The following is a 16,682-nucleotide window of genomic DNA, read 5'->3' on the forward strand; positions in this document are numbered from 1 at the left end:
TGGCGGGGCGAGAGGGCCGCGGGCGCTGCGTAGCGTGACGCGATGCCCCACCTCCGGATCCGGCGCCGTCAGGCCAGGGCTCGTCGTGGTGCCGCTGCCGTCGCCGCCGCGCTGGCCCTCGTACTCCCTTCCGGCACGGCGGCGGCTCTCGCACCCCCGCCGCCCGCGCCCGGGCCGGCGGGGGCGGCGCACCCCGGCTCGCCGGGGGTGATCGGAACGGGTCCGGGGGACTGCGGGCCGGGCGGGGAATGGCCCTGGGACTGCGTCGCCGACTGCGAGAGCGGCGGGCGCTGGGCGGTCAACACCGGCAACGGGTTCTACGGCGGGCTGCAGTTCTGGCAGCCGACGTGGGAGGAGTACGGGGGGCTCGTGTTCGCCCGGCGCGCCGACCTGGCGAGCCGGGTGCAGCAGATCCGCGTCGCGGAGGACGTGCTCGGTGCGCAGGGCTGGGACGCCTGGCCGGCGTGCTCGAAGCGGTACGGGCTGGCCGGGCGGATGCACGTGGTGAGGAAGGGGGACACGCTGGTGTCGATCGCGGGGAAGCACCGGGTGCGGGGCGGGTGGCAGGCGCTGTACGAGGCGAACCGGGGTGCGATCGGGCCACGGCCCGCGGCGCTCGTGACGGGCACGCTGCTGGTCATCCCGGAGCAGGCGCCGCCGGCCCGCCCGCCGGACCCGGTGAACCCTCCGGACCCGGTGGTGCCGGTGGCCCCGGCCGGTCCGGCTCCCGCGCAGTCGGCGGCTGCGTCGCCCCTGCCGAGGCCTCCCCGCTGAGCGGGATCGCGCCGTTCGCATCCGACCCCGATTGCACGATGCGCTGAAGGCGTCGACCCTGGAAGCATCGAGCCGAACGGCTCGTTCGGACCCTGGTGGTGAGCCGGATGGACCTGGGAAGACACCCTCGTATCGGGGTGTGGGCAGCGGCTGCCGTACTGGCCGCCGTTCCCGCCCTCGCGGGATGCTCCTCCGATTCGGGCAAGAACGGGAGCGGTACGACGACTTCCGCGGGCGCGACGCTCATGCACGCCGTACCCGCCGCGCTCGCCACGCCCACCGGGGACGGCCCGGCGGACCCGGCCGCGGCCAGGGCCCAGGTCGAGAAGAACTGGACCACCTTCTTCGACTCCAAGGTCTCCGTCGAGGAGAAGGTCAAGGTCCTGGAGAACGGCGAGCTGCTCGAGCTGCTGCTGGACGGTTTCGCGGGCAATTCCGACGCGGCCTTGTCCTCGGCCAAGGTCACGGACGTGGTGTTCGACTCGGCCACCGAGGCGCAGGTCACCTACGACCTGCTGGTCCGCGGCGTCCCGGTCCTACCCGGGAGCAAGGGGACCGCGGTCCTCGAGGACGGGGTCTGGAAGGTGTCGACCGAGACGCTCTGCTCGCTGGTCGGGCTCAGCGGCAACGCGGCGCCGGGCTGCTGAGCGCCCTCACCTCCGACCGGGCCCGGGGCGCCCGGGATCCGCTGGCAGACTTCGGCCATGCTCGAGACCTCCGCACGACTGCTGCGCCTGTTGTCCCTGTTGCAGGCTCACCGCGAATGGACCGGGGCGGACCTCGCCGGCCGGCTCGGGGTGACGCCGCGGACCGTACGGCGTGACGTGGACCGGCTGCGGGAGCTGGGCTACCCCGTCAACGCCAGTCCCGGGACCGGCGGCGGCTACCAGCTGGGGGCCGGGGCCGAGCTGCCGCCGCTGCTGCTGGACGACGACGAGGCGGTGGCCGTCGCGGTCGGGCTGCGGACCGCCGCCGGGAACGGGGTCGAGGGGATCGGGGAGGCCTCCGTACGGGCCCTCGCCAAGCTGGAGCAGGTGCTGCCGTCGAGGCTGCGGCGCAGGGTGTCCGCGCTCAACGAGTTCACCGTGCCGATGCTGCGCGGGGCGGAGCGGTCCACCGTGGACCCCTCGGTGCTGACCGAGCTCGCCGCCGTGTGCCGCGACACCGAGCGGCTGCGCTTCGGGTACCGCGACCACGAGGGCAACGTCACCCGGCGCACCGTCGAACCGCACCGGCTGGTGTGCACCGAGCGGCGCTGGTACCTGGTCGCCTGGGACCTGGACCGGGAGGGCTGGCGGACCTTCCGGGCCGACCGGATCGAGCCCGCACTTCCGCACGGGCCGCGGTTCACCCCGCGCAAGCCGCCCGCCGAGGACCTCGCCGCGTACGTCTCCCAGGGCGTGGCGCAACGGGCGTACGCCGCCCGGGCGGTGGTGCGGCTGAAGGTTTCCGCACAGGAGGCGGCCCGGATCATCGGGCCGAGCCACGGAGCCCTCGAGCCGGTCGACGGGCAGAGCTGCCTGCTGCGCACCGGGGCGGTCAGCCTGGACGTCCTGGTGATTCACATCATGCTGCTCGGCTGTGAGTTCGAAGTGGTCGAGCCGCCGGAGCTGACGGATCGGATCAGGGCCGCGAGGGATCTGCTGGGGCGGGCCGTGGAGCCGCGGAGGTGAAGGAAATGTGGCGGAGCTGAGGGGGATTCACCTGGTCTGGTCCAGCGGTGTCGTGACAATGTCCTGCCGGAATTCCAGAGGTTCGGCAGGGGGCTTCGGGGGAAATTCGAATCAGCCTGTACGGCTGGCGTGTCGCGGGCCGGAAAACAATTGGTGGTTGTCGATATTCTGTGACACAAGCGTGACCCGGGACGGACGAACGTCCCGGCGTGGCGCTGACGAACGGCGAAGGCGAACGACGAAGGCGGGCCGGGTCAGTGACCCGGCCCGCCTTCGTGTCGCGGGGTGAGGTGGTGCGTACCGTCCCGCGAGGTGTGGTTCAGCCGCCGGTGGCCGGGCGGGCCGCGGCGCTGCGGGCGGCGGCCCGTTCGGTGTGGGCCGGCCGGCGGCTGCCGACCGGGGTGACGGGGTCCGCTCGGAGCGGATCAGGTGCGGCCGGCCTGCGAGCAGGGGCGCGGGCCGGGGCGCCGGGGTGTGCGCCGCCGGGGTGTGCGCGGACGCGGCGGCGTGCGCGGCGGCCGTCGGAGCGGGGTCCACGGCGGGGTCCACGGCGGGGTCCCCGGCGGCAACGGCGCGCCGGAGCTGCCACTTGCCGCCCGCGGAGAGCAGCGGGGTGAGCGCGGACACGACCGGCGCGGGCATCCGTCCGGTCTCCGCGCGGCGGCGCAGCAGCTCGCGCACGTCGAAGACGTAGGCCTCGGCCCGGGCGATGAGCGGCTCGAACCAGGGCAGGGCCAGCAGGATCAGCAGCCCCGCGGACCAGCCGAGCAGCACGTCGCTGACCCAGTGGGTGCCGAGGTAGACGGTGGTGGCTCCGACGCTCAGCGAGACGACCGCGGACACCACGGACAGCACCCGCCGGGTGACCACGGTGGACGCCAGGTAGGCGAGGATTCCCCAGGTCACGACGGCGTTGGCGGTGTGGCCGGAAGGAAATATATCGCCGCCCGCGAAGAGTTCGGCCGAACCGATCTCGGTGGCGTAGTGCGGGCCGAGCCGGCCGAGGCCGAGCTTGACGGACCCGACGGTGATGTTGAGCAGGAGCAGCGCCACGCCGAGGGTGATCAGCGGGCGGAGGGTGTGCTGGCGCCAGGAGCGCCAGCCGAGCCAGGCCGCGACCATGACCGCGGTGGGTCCGCGCTGGCCGAGTACGACGAGGTAGTCGAGGAAGGCATGCAGCTGCGGCCACTGCTCGTAGGGCCGGAAGAACATGATCTGCCAGTCCAGGCGGACGAGCCAGGACGTGGTCAGGACGGCCACGACGATCGCGAGATAGAAGGCGAGGGTCGATCCGAGGAGCACGACGCGGTGCCGGCTCATCTGCGGGGTTTGCAGATGAGCCGGTCGCTCTGGTTCCCGGTCCAGGCGGGCGAACACCCGCTCCAGACGGGTCAGGATTTGATCGGTACGCACCGAATCGACGTTACCGCCCGCCGATGGTCAGCCCGGGCGAATCACGGGCTTTGTGATGACCATGTGATGTGGAGTTGGTCTCACGCGGGACTTAATTCCCGGTATTTCGGCAATGGTTGGAGCCTTCTTGATCCACCGCCCCGTAAATTGTTTCGCACACTTACCAGGGCTTTATTGCCGCAACTCGTTCCCTTTGCCGAATGATGGATCGGAATGATCCATTCCGTTACGGTGGGCCCGAGCCGTTCAGCCAGAACGCCCCGTAGACCGCCGAGACCAGGGCCGCCGTGCCGAGCACGAGGGCCGCCCGCCGGGTCCGCCACCGGGCCAGCGCCACCGCCACCGGCAGCACCAGCGGGAAGGCCGGCAGCAGCAGCCGGGGCTTGGAGCCGAAGTACCCGGACGCGCACAGCGCCAGCGCCACCACGATCCCGCCGTAGACGAGCAGCGGCACCGGCTGCCGCTGCCGCACGCACCGCCCGTACAGCCAGAGCACCAGCACGACCCCCGCGATCAGCCCGAGCCCGGCCGCGAAGGCGGAAGAGGCGAGCTTCGCCCCGATGAACCGGGCGAAGGCCCAGCCGCCGTCGAAGCCGTTGCCCCAGCCGCCCTGCACGTCCAGGTACCCGAGCAGCCCGCCTCCGGTGCGCGCGCCGACCCACAGCACATACGCCCCGGCCCCCAGCGGAGCCAGCAGCGCACCGGCCGCCATCCGCCAGGACCGTTCACCACCGCGCCAGGCCAGTACGACGGCCACCCACACCGCCGCGACCACCGCGGCGCCGACCGGGCGGGTCAGCCCCGCCCCGGCCGCGAGGAGTCCGGCCGTGAGCCACCGGCCGCGCAGGGCCCCGTACAAAGCCCAGGCGGCCAGCGCGGTGAACAGCGACTCGCTGTACGCCATGGACTGCACGATCCCGACGGGCAGCGCCGCCCAGACGGCGACGGCGAGCACCCCGGCCCGGCGGCCGTGCAACAGGTCCGCCACCGCGAAGATCCCCCAGGCCGCGGCGAGCCCGGCCAGCGCGGAGACCACCAGGCCGGCGGAGCCGTACCCGAGTCCGGTCGCCGCCGACACCAGCCGCTCCAGCCAGGGCAGCAGCGGGAAGAACGCCAGGTTCGAGTGGACGTCCCCGTTCGGGAGGGCCACCTCGTACCCGTACCCCTCCGCGGCGATCCGGGCGTACCAGAGCGAGTCCCAGCGGGCCGACAGCAGCGTGTGCGGGCTGCTGCCGGCCACCGCACCCCACACGGCGAGCACGGCGAGCCCGAGCAGGCGGACCGCCGTGAACACGGCGAGCGCCGGGGCGGCGACGGCGAGCGCGGGCGCGGCCCGGCGGAATCCAAGATCTTTCACGGGCATGATTATCGGTGGCGCGCACCCGGGCCCCGGCCGAGAACCACGGGCCGTGAGCGCGCGTGTACGCGGGGGAAGGGGCAGGGTATGGGAAGTGGCGCACACCACAGGGCGGCCTCCGCCGGGATGAGAGCTTGACCACGTGTTGGACAGGCGAACTCGCGTACGCTGACCGTTCACTCGCGTGTCGATGCCGGACCCCGTTGGACGCCGCAGAGCGCACCACCCCCCGTGGCTCCGCAAGACGCTGGTCCGCCGAACGCGAGGGATCACCTGGGAGGTACATGCATGTCGGGGACGAACGCGGCCGGAGCCAGGAACCCTGCCCCCTGGCAGCGGCTCCGCGCGGCCTCCGGCGGGGGCAATCGCTGGGTCGTCCTGGCGGTGCTCTGCGTCAGCCTGGTCCTCGTCGCGCTCGACGCGACGATCCTGCACGTCGCCGTCCCCTCCCTCACCGAGGACCTGCGCCCCGGTTCCATCGAGCTCTTGTGGATCGTCGACGCCTACCCGCTGGTGTGCGCCGCGCTGCTGATCCTCTTCGGCACCCTCGGCGACCGGGTCGGCCGCCGCCGCATACTCCTGCTCGGCTACGGGCTCTTCGGTGTCGCCTCCGCGATGGCCTCCCTCGCCGACAACGCCCAGGTGCTCATCGCCGCGCGCGCCCTGCTCGGCATCGGCGGCGCGATGATCATGCCCGCCACCCTGTCGATCCTGCGCCAGGTCTTCCCCGACCGGCGCGAACGTGCCCTGGCCATCGGCATCTGGACCGCCGTCGCGGCGGTCGGCGCCGCCAGCGGCCCCGTACTCGGCGGCTTCCTCGTCCAGCACTTCTGGTGGGGCTCCGTCTTCCTCATCAACATCCCGCTGATGGCGCTGATCCTGCCGCTGGGGCGCTGGCTGCTGCCCGAGTCGAAGGGTTCCTCCGACGGGCCGTGGGACGTGACCGGCGCGCTGATGGCCGCCGCCGGTGTGCTCGGTTCGGTGCTCGGGATCAAGCGGCTGGGCGCCGAGCGGGAGCTCCTCGACCCCGAGGCGCTGGTGCCGCTGGTGCTCGGAGTGGCGCTGCTGGTGCTCTTCGTACGGCGGCAGAAGCGGCGTACGCACCCGCTGATCGACATGCGGATGTTCTCCCGCGCCGCCTTCTCGACCTCCGTCGGCTGCATCGTGCTCGCCATGCTGGCCCTCGTCGGCCTGGAGCTGATCGCCGTCCAGTACCTCCAGCTGGTGCTGCACCTCAGCCCGCTGGAGACCGGCCTGCGGCTGCTGCCGCTGACCTTCGCCGCGATGGCGGCCGGGGCCACCGGGTCCTACACCCTGGCCCGGATCGGCCCGCGCACCATGGTCTCGCTGGGCTTCCTGCTCACCGCGTTCGCCGTGCTCCTGCTCACGTTCATGGGCCATCACGACCGGCCCGTCCTGTTGACCGTCGGCTTCATCCTGCTCGGTTTCGGGCTCCAGACCACGCTGTTCGCCGCGTACGAGTCCATGCTGAGCGAGGCCCCGGCGGCCACCGCGGGCGGTGCGGCCTCGATCGGCGAGACCTCGTACCAGCTCGGCGCGGGCATGGGCATCGCCCTGCTGGGCAGCGTCATGAACGCCGCCTACGCGCCGGGGCTGGCGCGGGTGCCGGGGGTTTCGGCGGCGGACTCGGCGGGTGCCGCGCACTCTTTGGGCGAGGCCTACCAGATCGCCGCGCAGCTCGGCGGGCCGGCGGGGGCGTCCCTCTACGCCGCGGCCCGGCACTCCTTCGTGCACGGGCTGCACGTGACCCTGCTGGTCAGCGCGGGGTTGTTGTTCGCGGGGGCCGTGATGGCGCTCAAGCTGCCGCGGGTCATGGACTGCGGGGCGCCGGCCCCGGCCGAGCCGGTGCGGCTGCCCGCGCAGGCCACGGGCGAGCCGTGCACGGCTCCGGTGGAGCACGCGGGCTGACCCCTCGCGGGCGGGGCTGGAATTGCGGGGCTGGACGGGCAGGGAATCCGGCGTCTAGCGTCGGTCGCGCAGCGTAAAACTTGCGCTGCTAGGTTCTGTACCCAGGCCGCCGGGAGGCCCCGTGTCCGCGTTCCTGCCCCTTGATCCGCTCGGGATCGACGAGCTCCTCGGGCCCGAGGACCTCGCCATCCGTGACACCGTCCGCGACTGGGCCGCCGACCGGGTGCTGCCCCACATCGCCGGCTGGTACGAGAGCGGCGAGCTCCCCGGGATCCGCGAGCTGGCCCGTGAGCTCGGCGCGCTCGGCGCGCTCGGCATGTCCCTCGAGGGGTACGGATGCGCGGGCGCCAGCGCCGTGCAGTACGGGCTCGCCTGCCTGGAGCTCGAGGCCGCCGACTCCGGCATCCGCTCGCTGGTCTCCGTCCAGGGCTCGCTCGCCATGTACGCGATCTGGAAGTACGGCTCAGAGGAGCAGAAGCAGCGCTGGCTGCCCGGCATGGCGGCCGGCGAGCTGATCGGCTGCTTCGGGCTGACCGAGCCCGACGTCGGCTCCGACCCCGCCGCCATGCGCACGTACGCGAAGCGCGACGGCACCGACTGGGTGCTCAGCGGCCGCAAGATGTGGATCACCAACGGATCGGTCGCCGCGGTCGCCGTGGTGTGGGCGCAGACCGACGAGGGGATCCGGGGATTCGCCGTCCCCACCGACACGCCGGGATTCTCGGCCCCCGAGATCAAGCACAAGTGGTCGCTGCGGGCTTCGGTGACCAGTGAGCTGATCATGGACGAGGTGCGGCTGCCCGCGGACGCGGTCCTGCCGGGCGTCACCGGTCTCAAGGGGCCGCTCGGCTGCCTGAGCCACGCGCGGTACGGGATCATCTGGGGTTCCATGGGCGCGGCGCGCGCCAGCTTCGAGTCCGCGCTCGACTACGCGAAGACGCGGGAGCAGTTCGGGAAGCCGATCGGCGGCTTCCAGCTCACCCAGGCCAAACTCGCGGACATGGCCCTCGAACTCCACAAGGGCATCCTGCTCGCCCACCACCTGGGCCGGCGGATGGACGCGGGCACCCTGCGGCCGGAGCAGATCAGCTTCGGCAAGCTCAACAACGTCCGCGAGGCCATCGAGATCTGTCGCACCGCGCGGACCATCCTGGGTGCCAACGGGATCTCACTCGAATACCCCGTCATGCGGCACGCCACCAACCTCGAATCGGTCCTCACCTACGAGGGCACCGTCGAGATGCACCAACTGGTGCTGGGCAAGGCGCTCACCGGGCTCGACGCCTTCCGGTGAGGGCCCTGCCTAGCTCTGGTTGAAGAAGTCGCGCGAGCGGCCGCCGGGCTCGCCGCTCACGATCTGGGTGTCGGCCGGGGTCAGCAGGAAGACCCTGGTCGCCACCCGCTCGATCGAGCCGCGCAGGCCGAAGGTCAGGCCGGCCGCGAAGTCGACCACGCGCTTCGCGTCGCCCGGGTCCATCGACGACAGGTTCACGATCACCGGGACGCCCTCGCGGAACAGCTCGCCGATTCCCCGCGCGTCACGGAATCCGTCGGGGGTGACCGTCGCGATGCGGCGGCCCTGCTCGACGGCGGACTCGGAGGCCACTCTGACGCGGGGGTCGGTGACCCACTGCTCGCCGGGACCGGCCACCGAACCCTGGGCCGCCTCCGCGTAGTCGTCGTCGTAGTAACGCTCGTCGTCGCTGTCCTCCACGAGACCCAGCCAGGCACTCGCCTTGCGCACCGAACCCATGGACGCCTCCTTTCACCGTGGTCAGTCTGTCTTCTCTCCGCTGCCCCTATGGTCGTCCATGATGCTGACAACGCGCCAAGTGGATAGTCGCCGCGCAGGGGTTTCGTGACGGTACTGGTGCAGAACATCCGTTGCACGGTCAAGGTTCCTGGCGGCTACCACTGCTGACTGAGTGAAAATACGACCGGTGCCTCCGTACGGGTGGCCCGTGGGGACGTACGGGTGAAGGACGCGGGTCGATACCATGCCCGGCAGGCACGCGTACGACACACGGGGGAAGCAGTTGTTCGGCATAGTCAGGCCCTGCACGCACAGGCTGGGCGAGCGGTTCAAGGCGGAGTGGATGGCCCATCTTTGCGGGCTCTGCCTGGCACTTCGGGGTGACCACGGACAGTTCGCCCGGATCGTCACCAACTACGACGGGCTGCTCGTCTCCGTTCTGACGGAGGCTCAGTCCGGTCCCGCCCCGGGCGCCCGGCGCACCGCCGGGCCCTGTCCGCTGCGCGGGATGCGCACCGCCCCGGTGGCCAACGGCGAGGGCGCGCGGCTCGCCGCCGCCGTCTCGCTCGTGCTGGCCTCCGCGAAGGTACGGGACCACGTGGCCGACCGGGACGGGCTGTTGGCCCGCGCCCCGATCGCCGCGGCGGCCCGCAAGGTCGCCCGCGGCTGGGACCGGGCCGGCGCCCGCACCGGAGCCTCGCTCGGTTTCGACACGGCGGTGCTCGTCGACGCCGTGGACCGGCAGGCCGGCATCGAGACGCTGGCCGGGCTCGGCACGCCGGTGCTCGTGGTGACCGAGCCGACGGAGACCGCGACGGCCGCCGCCTTCGCTCATACCGCGCAGCTGGCCGGACGGCCAGGCAACGCCCCCGCGCTCGCCGAGGCCGGCCGGTACTTCGGGCGGCTCGCGCACCTCCTGGACGCCGTGGAGGACCAGGCGGCGGACGCCTCGGCCGGGGCCTGGAACCCGCTCACCGCCACCGGGACCTCGCTGACCGAGGCCCGGCGGCTGTGCGACGACGCGCTGAAGGGCATCCGGCTCGCGCTGCGCGAGGCCGAGTTCGCGGACGCCGGGCTCGCCCACCGGCTGCTGGTGCACGAGCTGCGGACCTCGGTGGACCGTGCCTTCGGGACCAGCAGCTGCGGGCACGTGGGCACGAACGCCGCCGGGCAGGGCGGCGGCCCCTACGCGGCCGGACCGTACGCGAGCAGCCCGTACGCGAACGGGAACCCCTACGGCGGCAACCCCTACGCCCCGGGTACTCCCCACGCGCCGGGCGGGCCGGGGATGCCGCCGCCGCCCATGGGGCCCGGTGGCGGCGGTGGCGGCGGGGGCGGCGGCCGGCCCCCGCAGAAGCCGCGGCGCGGGCTGCTCGCCGGGTGTGCGGTGGCGATCGGGCTCTTCTGCACCTGCCAGCTCTGCTGCACCGAGCACGAGGGCCCGTGGTCCAGGGAGAAGAAGCAGCCCTGGTGCGACAACTGCGACTGCGGCAACTGCAACTGCGACTGCGACTGCGGCTGTGGTGACTGCTGCTGCTGTCCCTGCGACGGCTGCTGACCCCTTTTCAGGCCGAGAACCCTTCACGACACGCAGGTCCGGACGGCGTACCCCACGGTTCCCGGCCGGACCCGCGTGGAAGGGGTGAGCGGCATGAGCGATGACGCAGACGATCCGCCCGCCGATTGGCGGAAATGGCACGAGCGACGGGTGGCCGCCGTGGCCGCCCCGTACGGGCCCCTCGCGCTGACCGGTACCAACTGGCTCGCCGATTACCCGGAAGGTCGAATTCCGGCCGTTCCGGGGCGCTGGCGCACGACCGACGCCGGGGTGGCGCTGACCGCTGCCGCGGAGGACTCCGTTCACCTCGACGGAGAGCCCTTCACCGGTGACGCCGTACTCGCCGCCGACGAGGCCCCGCCGGCGCGCTCCCGGCTCTCCGCCGGGCAGACGCGGCTCGTCGTGATCCGGAGCGAAGGGCAATGGGCGGTACGCGTCTTCGACCCGGACTCCGGGGCCCGCCGGGCCTTCGCCGGGATGGAGGCCTCCCCGTACGATCCGGCCTTCAGGCTGCCCGGGCAGTTCCGCCCGTACGCGCAGGACCGGACCGTCCAGGTGGAGAACGCCGACGGGCGGGCGCGCGGGCTCGGCCTCGGCGGCGAGCTGCGCTTCGCCTTCGAGGGCGTGGAGCACACCCTCCAGGTCGCCGTGGGCGAGGAGGACGGCGGCCTCTGGGTCGTCTTCGGAGATGCCACCGGCGGACGCTCCAGCTACCGCTTCCGTTTCCTGAAACCCGGGACCCCGGCCGAAGAAGGCCGGATCACCGTGGACTTCAACCGGGCCCTGCTGCCCCCCTGCGCCTTCGCCGACCACTTCATCTGCCCCTTTCCGCCGCCCGGGAACACGCTGCCCTTCGAGGTGGCCGCGGGGGAGCGGCGGCTGAAAGGCGCCCTTGCCGACCGGTAACAGACGCCACGACACTCCCGACAGTGCTTGTCAGGGGCACGGCACAAAACATGTGTCATCCGTGCCCTGACTGCGCCTCACGGGCTCCGGCACCCCCACGACCGCCGGGCCCCCGACCCTCTCGGAGGACGAGAAGTGAGGATCAAGAGCATCACCCGTACCAGGCTGCTCGCGGCGGCCACCGGCCTGGCCGCCGTCGCAGCACTCGCCGCCCCCACCGTGGCGAACGCGGACCCACAGGACGGCGGATTCAGCGCCGAGCGTCTGGCCTCGGCCGGCGCGTCCGTCCTGCGCGCCGACGTCGCGGGCACCGCCTGGCACACCGACCCCGCCACCGGGACCCTCGTGGTCACTGCCGACTCCACCGTCTCCGCCGCCTCCCTCGCGAGAATCAAGCGCGAGGCCGGAGCGGACGCCGGGGCCCTGCGCATCGAGCGCACCCCGGGCAAGCTGAGCAAACTGGCCTCCGGCGGCGACGCGATCTATGCGTCGAGCTGGCGCTGTTCCCTCGGCTTCAACGTGCGCAGCGGCAGCAACTACTACGCCCTGACCGCCGGGCACTGCACCGACGGCGCGGGCACCTGGTGGACCAACTCCGCCCGCACCACCGTGCTCGGTTCCACCACCGGCTCCAGCTTCCCGACCAACGACTACGGCCTGATCAAGTACGCCAGCAACTCGCCGGTCCCCCCGGGCACCGTCGGCAGCCAGGACATCACCAGTGCCGTCAACGCCACCGTCGGCATGTCCGTCAAGCGGCGCGGCTCCACCACCGGCATCCACAGCGGCTCGGTGACCGGCCTCAACGCCACCGTCAACTACGGCGGCGGTGACATCGTCTACGGCATGATCAAGACCAATGTCTGCGCCGAACCCGGCGACAGCGGCGGCCCGCTCTACTCGGGCACCCGCGCCGTCGGCCTCACCTCGGGCGGCAGCGGCAACTGCTCCTCGGGCGGAACCACCTACTTCCAGCCCGTGGTCGAGGCCCTCAACGCCTACGGGGTCAGCGTGTACTGACCTTGCGGGCGGGTAGGAGACCCGCCCGGCCTGCGGCACAATCGTGAGCCCCCGCCCAACTCCTGGGCAGGGGCTCACTCTTGTGGAAAGGAGACGGTGGCATGAGCAGTTCACCTTCCGGGCGGGGAGGCCCGTTCTCCGACACCCAGCGGCGCGTCCGGCGCAACCGCTGGCTGTTCACGGCACCCCTGGTGCTGCTGTGCGTACTGGCCGTCGTCCTCATATGGGAGATCGTGCGCGGGAACATACCCGAAGCCGCCCGGACCCACTGGCCCTGGCGGCTCCAGCTGATGAGCGCAGAACCGCTGGCGAGCCTGCTGGCCGTCGCCGCCGGCGCTGTCCTGGCACGGGCCCAGTACTCGCGAGCGATCCGCCCGGTGCTCGGGTGGCGGTCCGAATTCGAGCCTGGGCTCCTCCCGGGCTCCGGGAAGGCCTGGAAGGTGGGCATCCTCAACGGCGGCCAGAACAACGCGGTCCTGGAGCAGGTGGACTACCACCTGGTGATGGCAGGGGATCCGGTCGACGGACCGGACTCGGGAGTGGAGTGGATGGGCCTGACCACCCTCGGTGAGCAGTTGGCCGACGCGGGGCTGCGGGCCGCCGTCGACTTCCGGATCCTGTACTTCGGAGGCGGATACCCGATGGTGGCGACCGGTTCGCACGAGACCATCCCGGTGGGAGTGTTCTCGAAGCGGTTCATCGACGAAGTGCACGCGTTCTACATGCGCATCCGGGTCACGGACGGCGTAGGGGACACGCACGAGCGCATCATCGACTGCCTCAAGGGCGCTCGGGAATCGGTGGTGGCGCCCGTGGAAGAGGAACCGCCGGTCACAGAAGCCAGTCCAGGGCTTCCGGCAGCGCGCACTGAGCCGCGAAGTGGCCCGCCCCCGGCTTGAGTACGGCGGTGCGGTTCGGGACGTGCCGGCTGAGCCAGCGGAAATGCCCCAGGGGTGAGAAGGCGTCCTGGCCGCCGCGCCAGAGCAGGACCCGTCCGGGGATCGAGGCGGGATCGAACCCCCAGGGCCGGCAGAAGGCCAGGCTGTCGTCCAGCCAGCCGTAGGCCGAGACGCGCAGCGACTCCCGGTAGTTGTCCAAGATCGACTGACGCACCCGGCCGTCCGCGACGACCCGCAAGTCGTCGTCGGCGAGTTCCTTCCGCAGCTCTTCGAGCAGCCGGCCGGGATCTCGGCTGATCGCCGCCGCCCGGGGAGTGAGCCGGCGCTCCAGCGCCGCCGGATCGGCGACCGCGAGGCGGAAGTGCTCCACGTTGTGGGGGGTCATGCCGCCGAACCAGTCGAGCCCCGTCCCGTCGCTCGGCGCGAGGCTGGCCAGGGCAGCCGTCCCCGTCACCCGCTCCGGGAGCAGCGCCGCGCAGGCCAGGGCGTGCGGACCGCCCCCGGAGCGGCCGACGACGGCGAAGGTGTCCACGCCCAATGCGTCCGCGACGGCCGCGGAGTCGTGGGCGGCGTCGGCCACCGTCCGCCCCGGGGCCCGCTCGGAATCCCCGTAGCCGGGCCGGTCGTAGGCGAAGAAGCGGACGTCCGGACGGATCTCCGTGATGTCGCGCAGCGCGCTCCCGAGCCGGCATCCCGGCATTCCGTGGTGCAGGAGCACGGGCACCCCGTCCGGCGCCCCCCAGACCTCGGCCACGATCAGACGGCCGTCTTCTGCCTTCACCTCGACGCGCACGACACCTCCGCGGGTCTTTCGGCTTCCTGCCGATGTCCCTAGTCTCATGACGACAGCTCTTTTGATGGAAACACAGCCACGACCCGGAGGGGGACCCGTGACGACCACTCAGAAGCAGCAGCCCGCAGTCCTGCCAGTACGGGAGGAGGGCGGCGGTCGGCCGTCACTGGCCTCGCTGGCCGCCCGTGGCGCGGACGCCGATCGGCGGATCGCCCGGGTGCTGCCCGGGGCGGCTGCTCCCGGCGACGCGCGGACGGTCACCTTCAACTCCTCGCTCTGAGCACGGGCGCACCCGTCGCGATGGAGCCCGCCGGGGCCGGTGCCTTACCGCTCATCCCGTTCCGCGAGTTCGTGGTCAAGGTGCACAGCAGATGCGATCTCGCGTGCGACCACTGCTACATCTACGAACACGCGGACCAGAGTTGGCGGCGGCGGCCCGCGGTGGTCTCCGACGCGGTGGCGGAGCGCATCGCGCAGCGGCTGGCCGAGCACGCGGCCACCCACGGCCTGCCCTCGGTGACCGTCATCCTGCTCGGCGGCGAGCCGCTGCTGGCAGGCCCGGCCCGTCTCCGGACGCTCTGCGAGGCGCTCACCCGAGCCCTCGACGGGGTGAGCGCACTCGATCTGCGCATCCACACCAACGGGCTGCGGCTGAACACCGCCTTCCTCGACCTGTTCCGCGAGTACGGGGTCAAGGTCGGGGTGTCCCTCGACGGCGACCGCGCGGCCAACGACCGGCACCGCCGCTTCGCGAACGGCCGCACCAGCCACCCCGGGGTCCTCAAGGCGCTCGGACTGCTGCGGCAGGACCGCTACCGGCACCTGTACCAGGGACTGCTCTGCACGGTGGACGTGGAGAACGACCCCCGCGCGGTGTTCGACGCGCTCACCGCGCTCGAACCGCCGCGCATCGACTTCCTGTTGCCGCACGCCACGTGGGAGACGCCCCCGGCCAGGCCCGACGGACGCCCCGACGCCTATGCCCGGTGGCTCCTGCGGGTCTTCGACCGGTGGGAGGCGCGGGGCAGGCCGGTCCCCGTCCGGATGTTCGACTCCCTGCTGAGCACCCTGCGGGGCGGGCCGAGCCTGACCGAATCGCTCGGCCTGGCGCCCACGGACCTGGTCGTCGTCGAGACCGACGGCACCCTGGAGCAGGCCGACTCGCTGAAGACCGCTCACGAGGGCGCGGCCGCCACCGGTTTCGACGTCTTCACCCACACCTTCGACGAGGTGGCGGCCCATCCCGGCATCCGGGCCCGCCAGTCGGGCCTCGCGGGCGTCAGCGCCGCCTGCCGCCGGTGCCCCGTGGTGCGCTCGTGCGGCGGAGGCCTCTACGCACACCGCTACCGGGCCGCGAACGGCTTCGACAACCCCTCCGTCTACTGCACCGACCTGCGGGAACTGGTCGACGGGGTCGAAGTGCGCACCGCCCGGGCCGCCGTCGCGCCCGAGAGCGCCGATCCCGCCGCGCTGTCGGCCTCCCAGCAGGAGCTGACCCGGGTGCTGCTGGCCCGGCTGCACGCGGATCTGGCGGATCTGGCGGGCTCAGGGGGCGAGGGCTGGCAGCGCTCCTGGGAGCTGATCACGGCCCTCGAGGCCGAGGCGCCCGACGCGCTCGATGCCGTACTGGACCATCCGTACACGCGCACCTGGCTGATCCGTGCCCTGCACGCCGTACGCCGGGGACGGCGGCCGGACGAACCGGTTGCCTTCCGCCTGTCCGCGCTGGCCGCGGCGGCCGCGGTGCGGGGGCGGCTGGAGGCGACCGTGAGCGTGGTCCATCGGGGCGGTGAGCTGTACCTGCCGACGCTGGGGCTGTTGCGCACGGGCCGTACCGAGGTGGGGATCAGGGCCGCCGGCGAGGGGTTCCGCGTACGGGAAGGCAGTACCGAGCGGCGCTTCGGGCGGTCCGAGGAAGACCCCGGGTGGCTGCCCGTACGGGTCTGGCCGGGAGCCGGGGCGGACGCGCCGCCGATGGCTCTGGACGACCTGGACCCCTACCGCGACTGCTTCTCCCGGACGCCCAGGACGAGGCTGGACGGAGCCGAGGCCGGGGACTGGCAGCGTCGCCTCGGCGCCGCCTGGGCGCTGCTGCACCGCACGGTGCCGGGCCTCGCGCGGGAGACGGCCGCCGGGCTGGGCACGCTCACACCGCTCACCGGTCCCGGTTCCGGTTCCGGGTCCGTGAAGGCGGGCCAGTGCGGGCCCGGGGCGCTGGGCGTGCCCTACGCGGCGGACGTACGCCGGACCGCGCTCGCGCTGCTCACCGGGCGGCGGCGGGCCGGGCTCCGCGAGCTGACCGAGGTGGCGGACCTGTACGCGCTGGACGGGGAGTGGCTGCACGAGTCCCCGTGGCGGGAGCGGCCGGTGCCGGTGTCGGAGCTGCTGGCCGATGCGTACGCGCGGGTGGCGGCCGAGGAGTACCGGCGGTCGGAAGGCCCCGTCGGTGGCGCTGGCCCCGGCGACGGCCCCGGCGACGGCGATGCGATCAAGCGTGCGCTGGACCGGCTCTCCGGCGCGGCCGAGCTGACCGTGAGCGGCAAGGCGGTCGTCGCGCGACTGCGCCGGGAGTTCGAATCGGGAGCCTGAAACGGGAATGCGGAAGGT

The 16,682-nt window shown here is 72.7% G+C and carries 14 protein-coding genes and 1 pseudogene; 11 read left to right on the top strand and 4 right to left on the bottom strand.

The genetic code is table 11. The annotated features are described in order from the left end of the window. The first annotated feature begins 42 nt into the window (after window positions 1-42). The 3 genes from OHA89_RS28530 (at window position 43) to OHA89_RS28540 (ending at window position 2,447) form a co-directional block, all read left to right on the top strand. Complete coding sequence (locus OHA89_RS28530; protein WP_266610539.1) at window positions 43-774, top strand: transglycosylase family protein; 732 nt, start codon at window positions 43-45, stop codon at window positions 772-774. A gap of 107 nt (window positions 775-881) precedes the next feature. After that, window positions 882-1,421 (top strand): hypothetical protein, encoded by a 540-nt coding sequence (locus tag OHA89_RS28535; protein WP_266610541.1) that lies wholly within the window; start codon window positions 882-884, stop codon window positions 1,419-1,421. 57 nt (window positions 1,422-1,478) lie between these two features. Beyond that, entirely contained in the window at window positions 1,479-2,447 is a 969-nt protein-coding gene (locus OHA89_RS28540; RefSeq protein WP_266610543.1) for a YafY family protein, read from the top strand. 319 nt (window positions 2,448-2,766) lie between these two features. Here the strand turns inward: OHA89_RS28540 and OHA89_RS28545 are convergent. Further along, window positions 2,767-3,860 (bottom strand): annotated as a pseudogene (locus OHA89_RS28545) (phosphatase PAP2 family protein). Between the two features lie 226 nt (window positions 3,861-4,086). Continuing rightward, window positions 4,087-5,217: a hypothetical protein gene (locus OHA89_RS28550; RefSeq protein ID WP_406367413.1), complete on the bottom strand. Its 1,131-nt coding sequence runs from the start codon at window positions 5,215-5,217 to the stop codon at window positions 4,087-4,089. Between the two features lie 288 nt (window positions 5,218-5,505). On the opposite strand from OHA89_RS28550, the gene OHA89_RS28555 reads away from it, so the two are divergent. After that, a complete protein-coding gene (locus OHA89_RS28555; protein ID WP_266610546.1) occupies window positions 5,506-7,146 on the top strand; it encodes an MFS transporter in 1,641 nt (546 codons plus the stop codon). A gap of 121 nt (window positions 7,147-7,267) precedes the next feature. Beyond that, window positions 7,268-8,440: an acyl-CoA dehydrogenase family protein gene (locus OHA89_RS28560; RefSeq protein ID WP_257556959.1), complete on the top strand. Its 1,173-nt coding sequence runs from the start codon at window positions 7,268-7,270 to the stop codon at window positions 8,438-8,440. Between the two features lie 9 nt (window positions 8,441-8,449). Here the strand turns inward: OHA89_RS28560 and OHA89_RS28565 are convergent, their stop codons facing one another. Continuing rightward, window positions 8,450-8,899: a cell division protein SepF gene (locus tag OHA89_RS28565; protein ID WP_069919643.1), complete on the bottom strand. Its 450-nt coding sequence runs from the start codon at window positions 8,897-8,899 to the stop codon at window positions 8,450-8,452. A 283-nt stretch (window positions 8,900-9,182) separates the two neighbouring features. On the opposite strand from OHA89_RS28565, the gene OHA89_RS28570 reads away from it, so the two are divergent. From OHA89_RS28570 to OHA89_RS28585, 4 genes are all read left to right on the top strand, one after another. Then, entirely contained in the window at window positions 9,183-10,457 is a 1,275-nt protein-coding gene (locus OHA89_RS28570) for a DUF5685 family protein (RefSeq protein ID WP_406368621.1), read from the top strand. A 93-nt stretch (window positions 10,458-10,550) separates the two neighbouring features. Next, complete coding sequence (locus OHA89_RS28575) at window positions 10,551-11,363, top strand: DUF1684 domain-containing protein (RefSeq protein ID WP_266610549.1); 813 nt, start codon at window positions 10,551-10,553, stop codon at window positions 11,361-11,363. A gap of 135 nt (window positions 11,364-11,498) precedes the next feature. Continuing rightward, complete coding sequence (locus tag OHA89_RS28580; protein WP_215147301.1) at window positions 11,499-12,383, top strand: S1 family peptidase; 885 nt, start codon at window positions 11,499-11,501, stop codon at window positions 12,381-12,383. A 101-nt stretch (window positions 12,384-12,484) separates the two neighbouring features. Beyond that, on the top strand, window positions 12,485-13,282 hold the full coding sequence (locus OHA89_RS28585) for a hypothetical protein (RefSeq protein ID WP_266610551.1): 798 nt from the start codon (window positions 12,485-12,487) through the stop codon (window positions 13,280-13,282). Here OHA89_RS28585 and OHA89_RS28590 read toward each other — a convergent pair. Further along, window positions 13,215-14,075, bottom strand: coding sequence for an alpha/beta fold hydrolase (locus tag OHA89_RS28590; protein WP_266610553.1), 861 nt, complete (start codon window positions 14,073-14,075; stop codon window positions 13,215-13,217). The genes OHA89_RS28585 and OHA89_RS28590 overlap by 68 nt on opposite strands. 97 nt (window positions 14,076-14,172) lie before the next feature. Between OHA89_RS28590 and OHA89_RS28595 the strand changes: the two genes are divergently transcribed. Together OHA89_RS28595 and fxsBH are read left to right on the top strand one after the other, a co-directional pair. Beyond that, the gene (locus OHA89_RS28595; protein WP_406367414.1) at window positions 14,173-14,355 is read left to right on the top strand and encodes a hypothetical protein; all 183 of its coding nucleotides are present in this window, start codon (window positions 14,173-14,175) and stop codon (window positions 14,353-14,355) included. Between the two features lie 20 nt (window positions 14,356-14,375). Beyond that, window positions 14,376-16,664 carry a radical SAM/SPASM protein FxsBH, inactivated beta-hydroxylase extension form gene (fxsBH, locus tag OHA89_RS28600; RefSeq protein WP_266610556.1) on the top strand — a complete coding sequence of 763 codons (2,289 nt, stop codon included), beginning with the start codon at window positions 14,376-14,378 and terminating at the stop codon, window positions 16,662-16,664. Window positions 16,665-16,682 lie beyond the last annotated feature (18 nt).

Source organism: Streptomyces sp. NBC_01546 (genome assembly GCF_045208355.1).
Lineage (GTDB): Bacteria > Actinomycetota > Actinomycetes > Streptomycetales > Streptomycetaceae > Streptomyces.

Bases quoted from the DNA above. Each gene is read 5' to 3' on its own strand.
- fxsBH (WP_266610556.1), top strand. From the start codon at position 14,376: ATGGAGCCCGCCGGGGCCGGTGCCTTACCGCTCATCCCGTTCCGCGAG.
- OHA89_RS28540 (WP_266610543.1), top strand. From the start codon at position 1,479: ATGCTCGAGACCTCCGCACGACTGCTGCGCCTGTTGTCCCTGTTGCAG.
- OHA89_RS28585 (WP_266610551.1), top strand. From the start codon at position 12,485: ATGAGCAGTTCACCTTCCGGGCGGGGAGGCCCGTTCTCCGACACCCAG.
- OHA89_RS28535 (WP_266610541.1), top strand. From the start codon at position 882: ATGGACCTGGGAAGACACCCTCGTATCGGGGTGTGGGCAGCGGCTGCC.
- OHA89_RS28575 (WP_266610549.1), top strand. From the start codon at position 10,551: ATGAGCGATGACGCAGACGATCCGCCCGCCGATTGGCGGAAATGGCAC.
- OHA89_RS28530 (WP_266610539.1), top strand. From the start codon at position 43: ATGCCCCACCTCCGGATCCGGCGCCGTCAGGCCAGGGCTCGTCGTGGT.
- OHA89_RS28555 (WP_266610546.1), top strand. From the start codon at position 5,506: ATGTCGGGGACGAACGCGGCCGGAGCCAGGAACCCTGCCCCCTGGCAG.
- OHA89_RS28565 (WP_069919643.1), bottom strand. From the start codon at position 8,899: ATGGGTTCGGTGCGCAAGGCGAGTGCCTGGCTGGGTCTCGTGGAGGAC.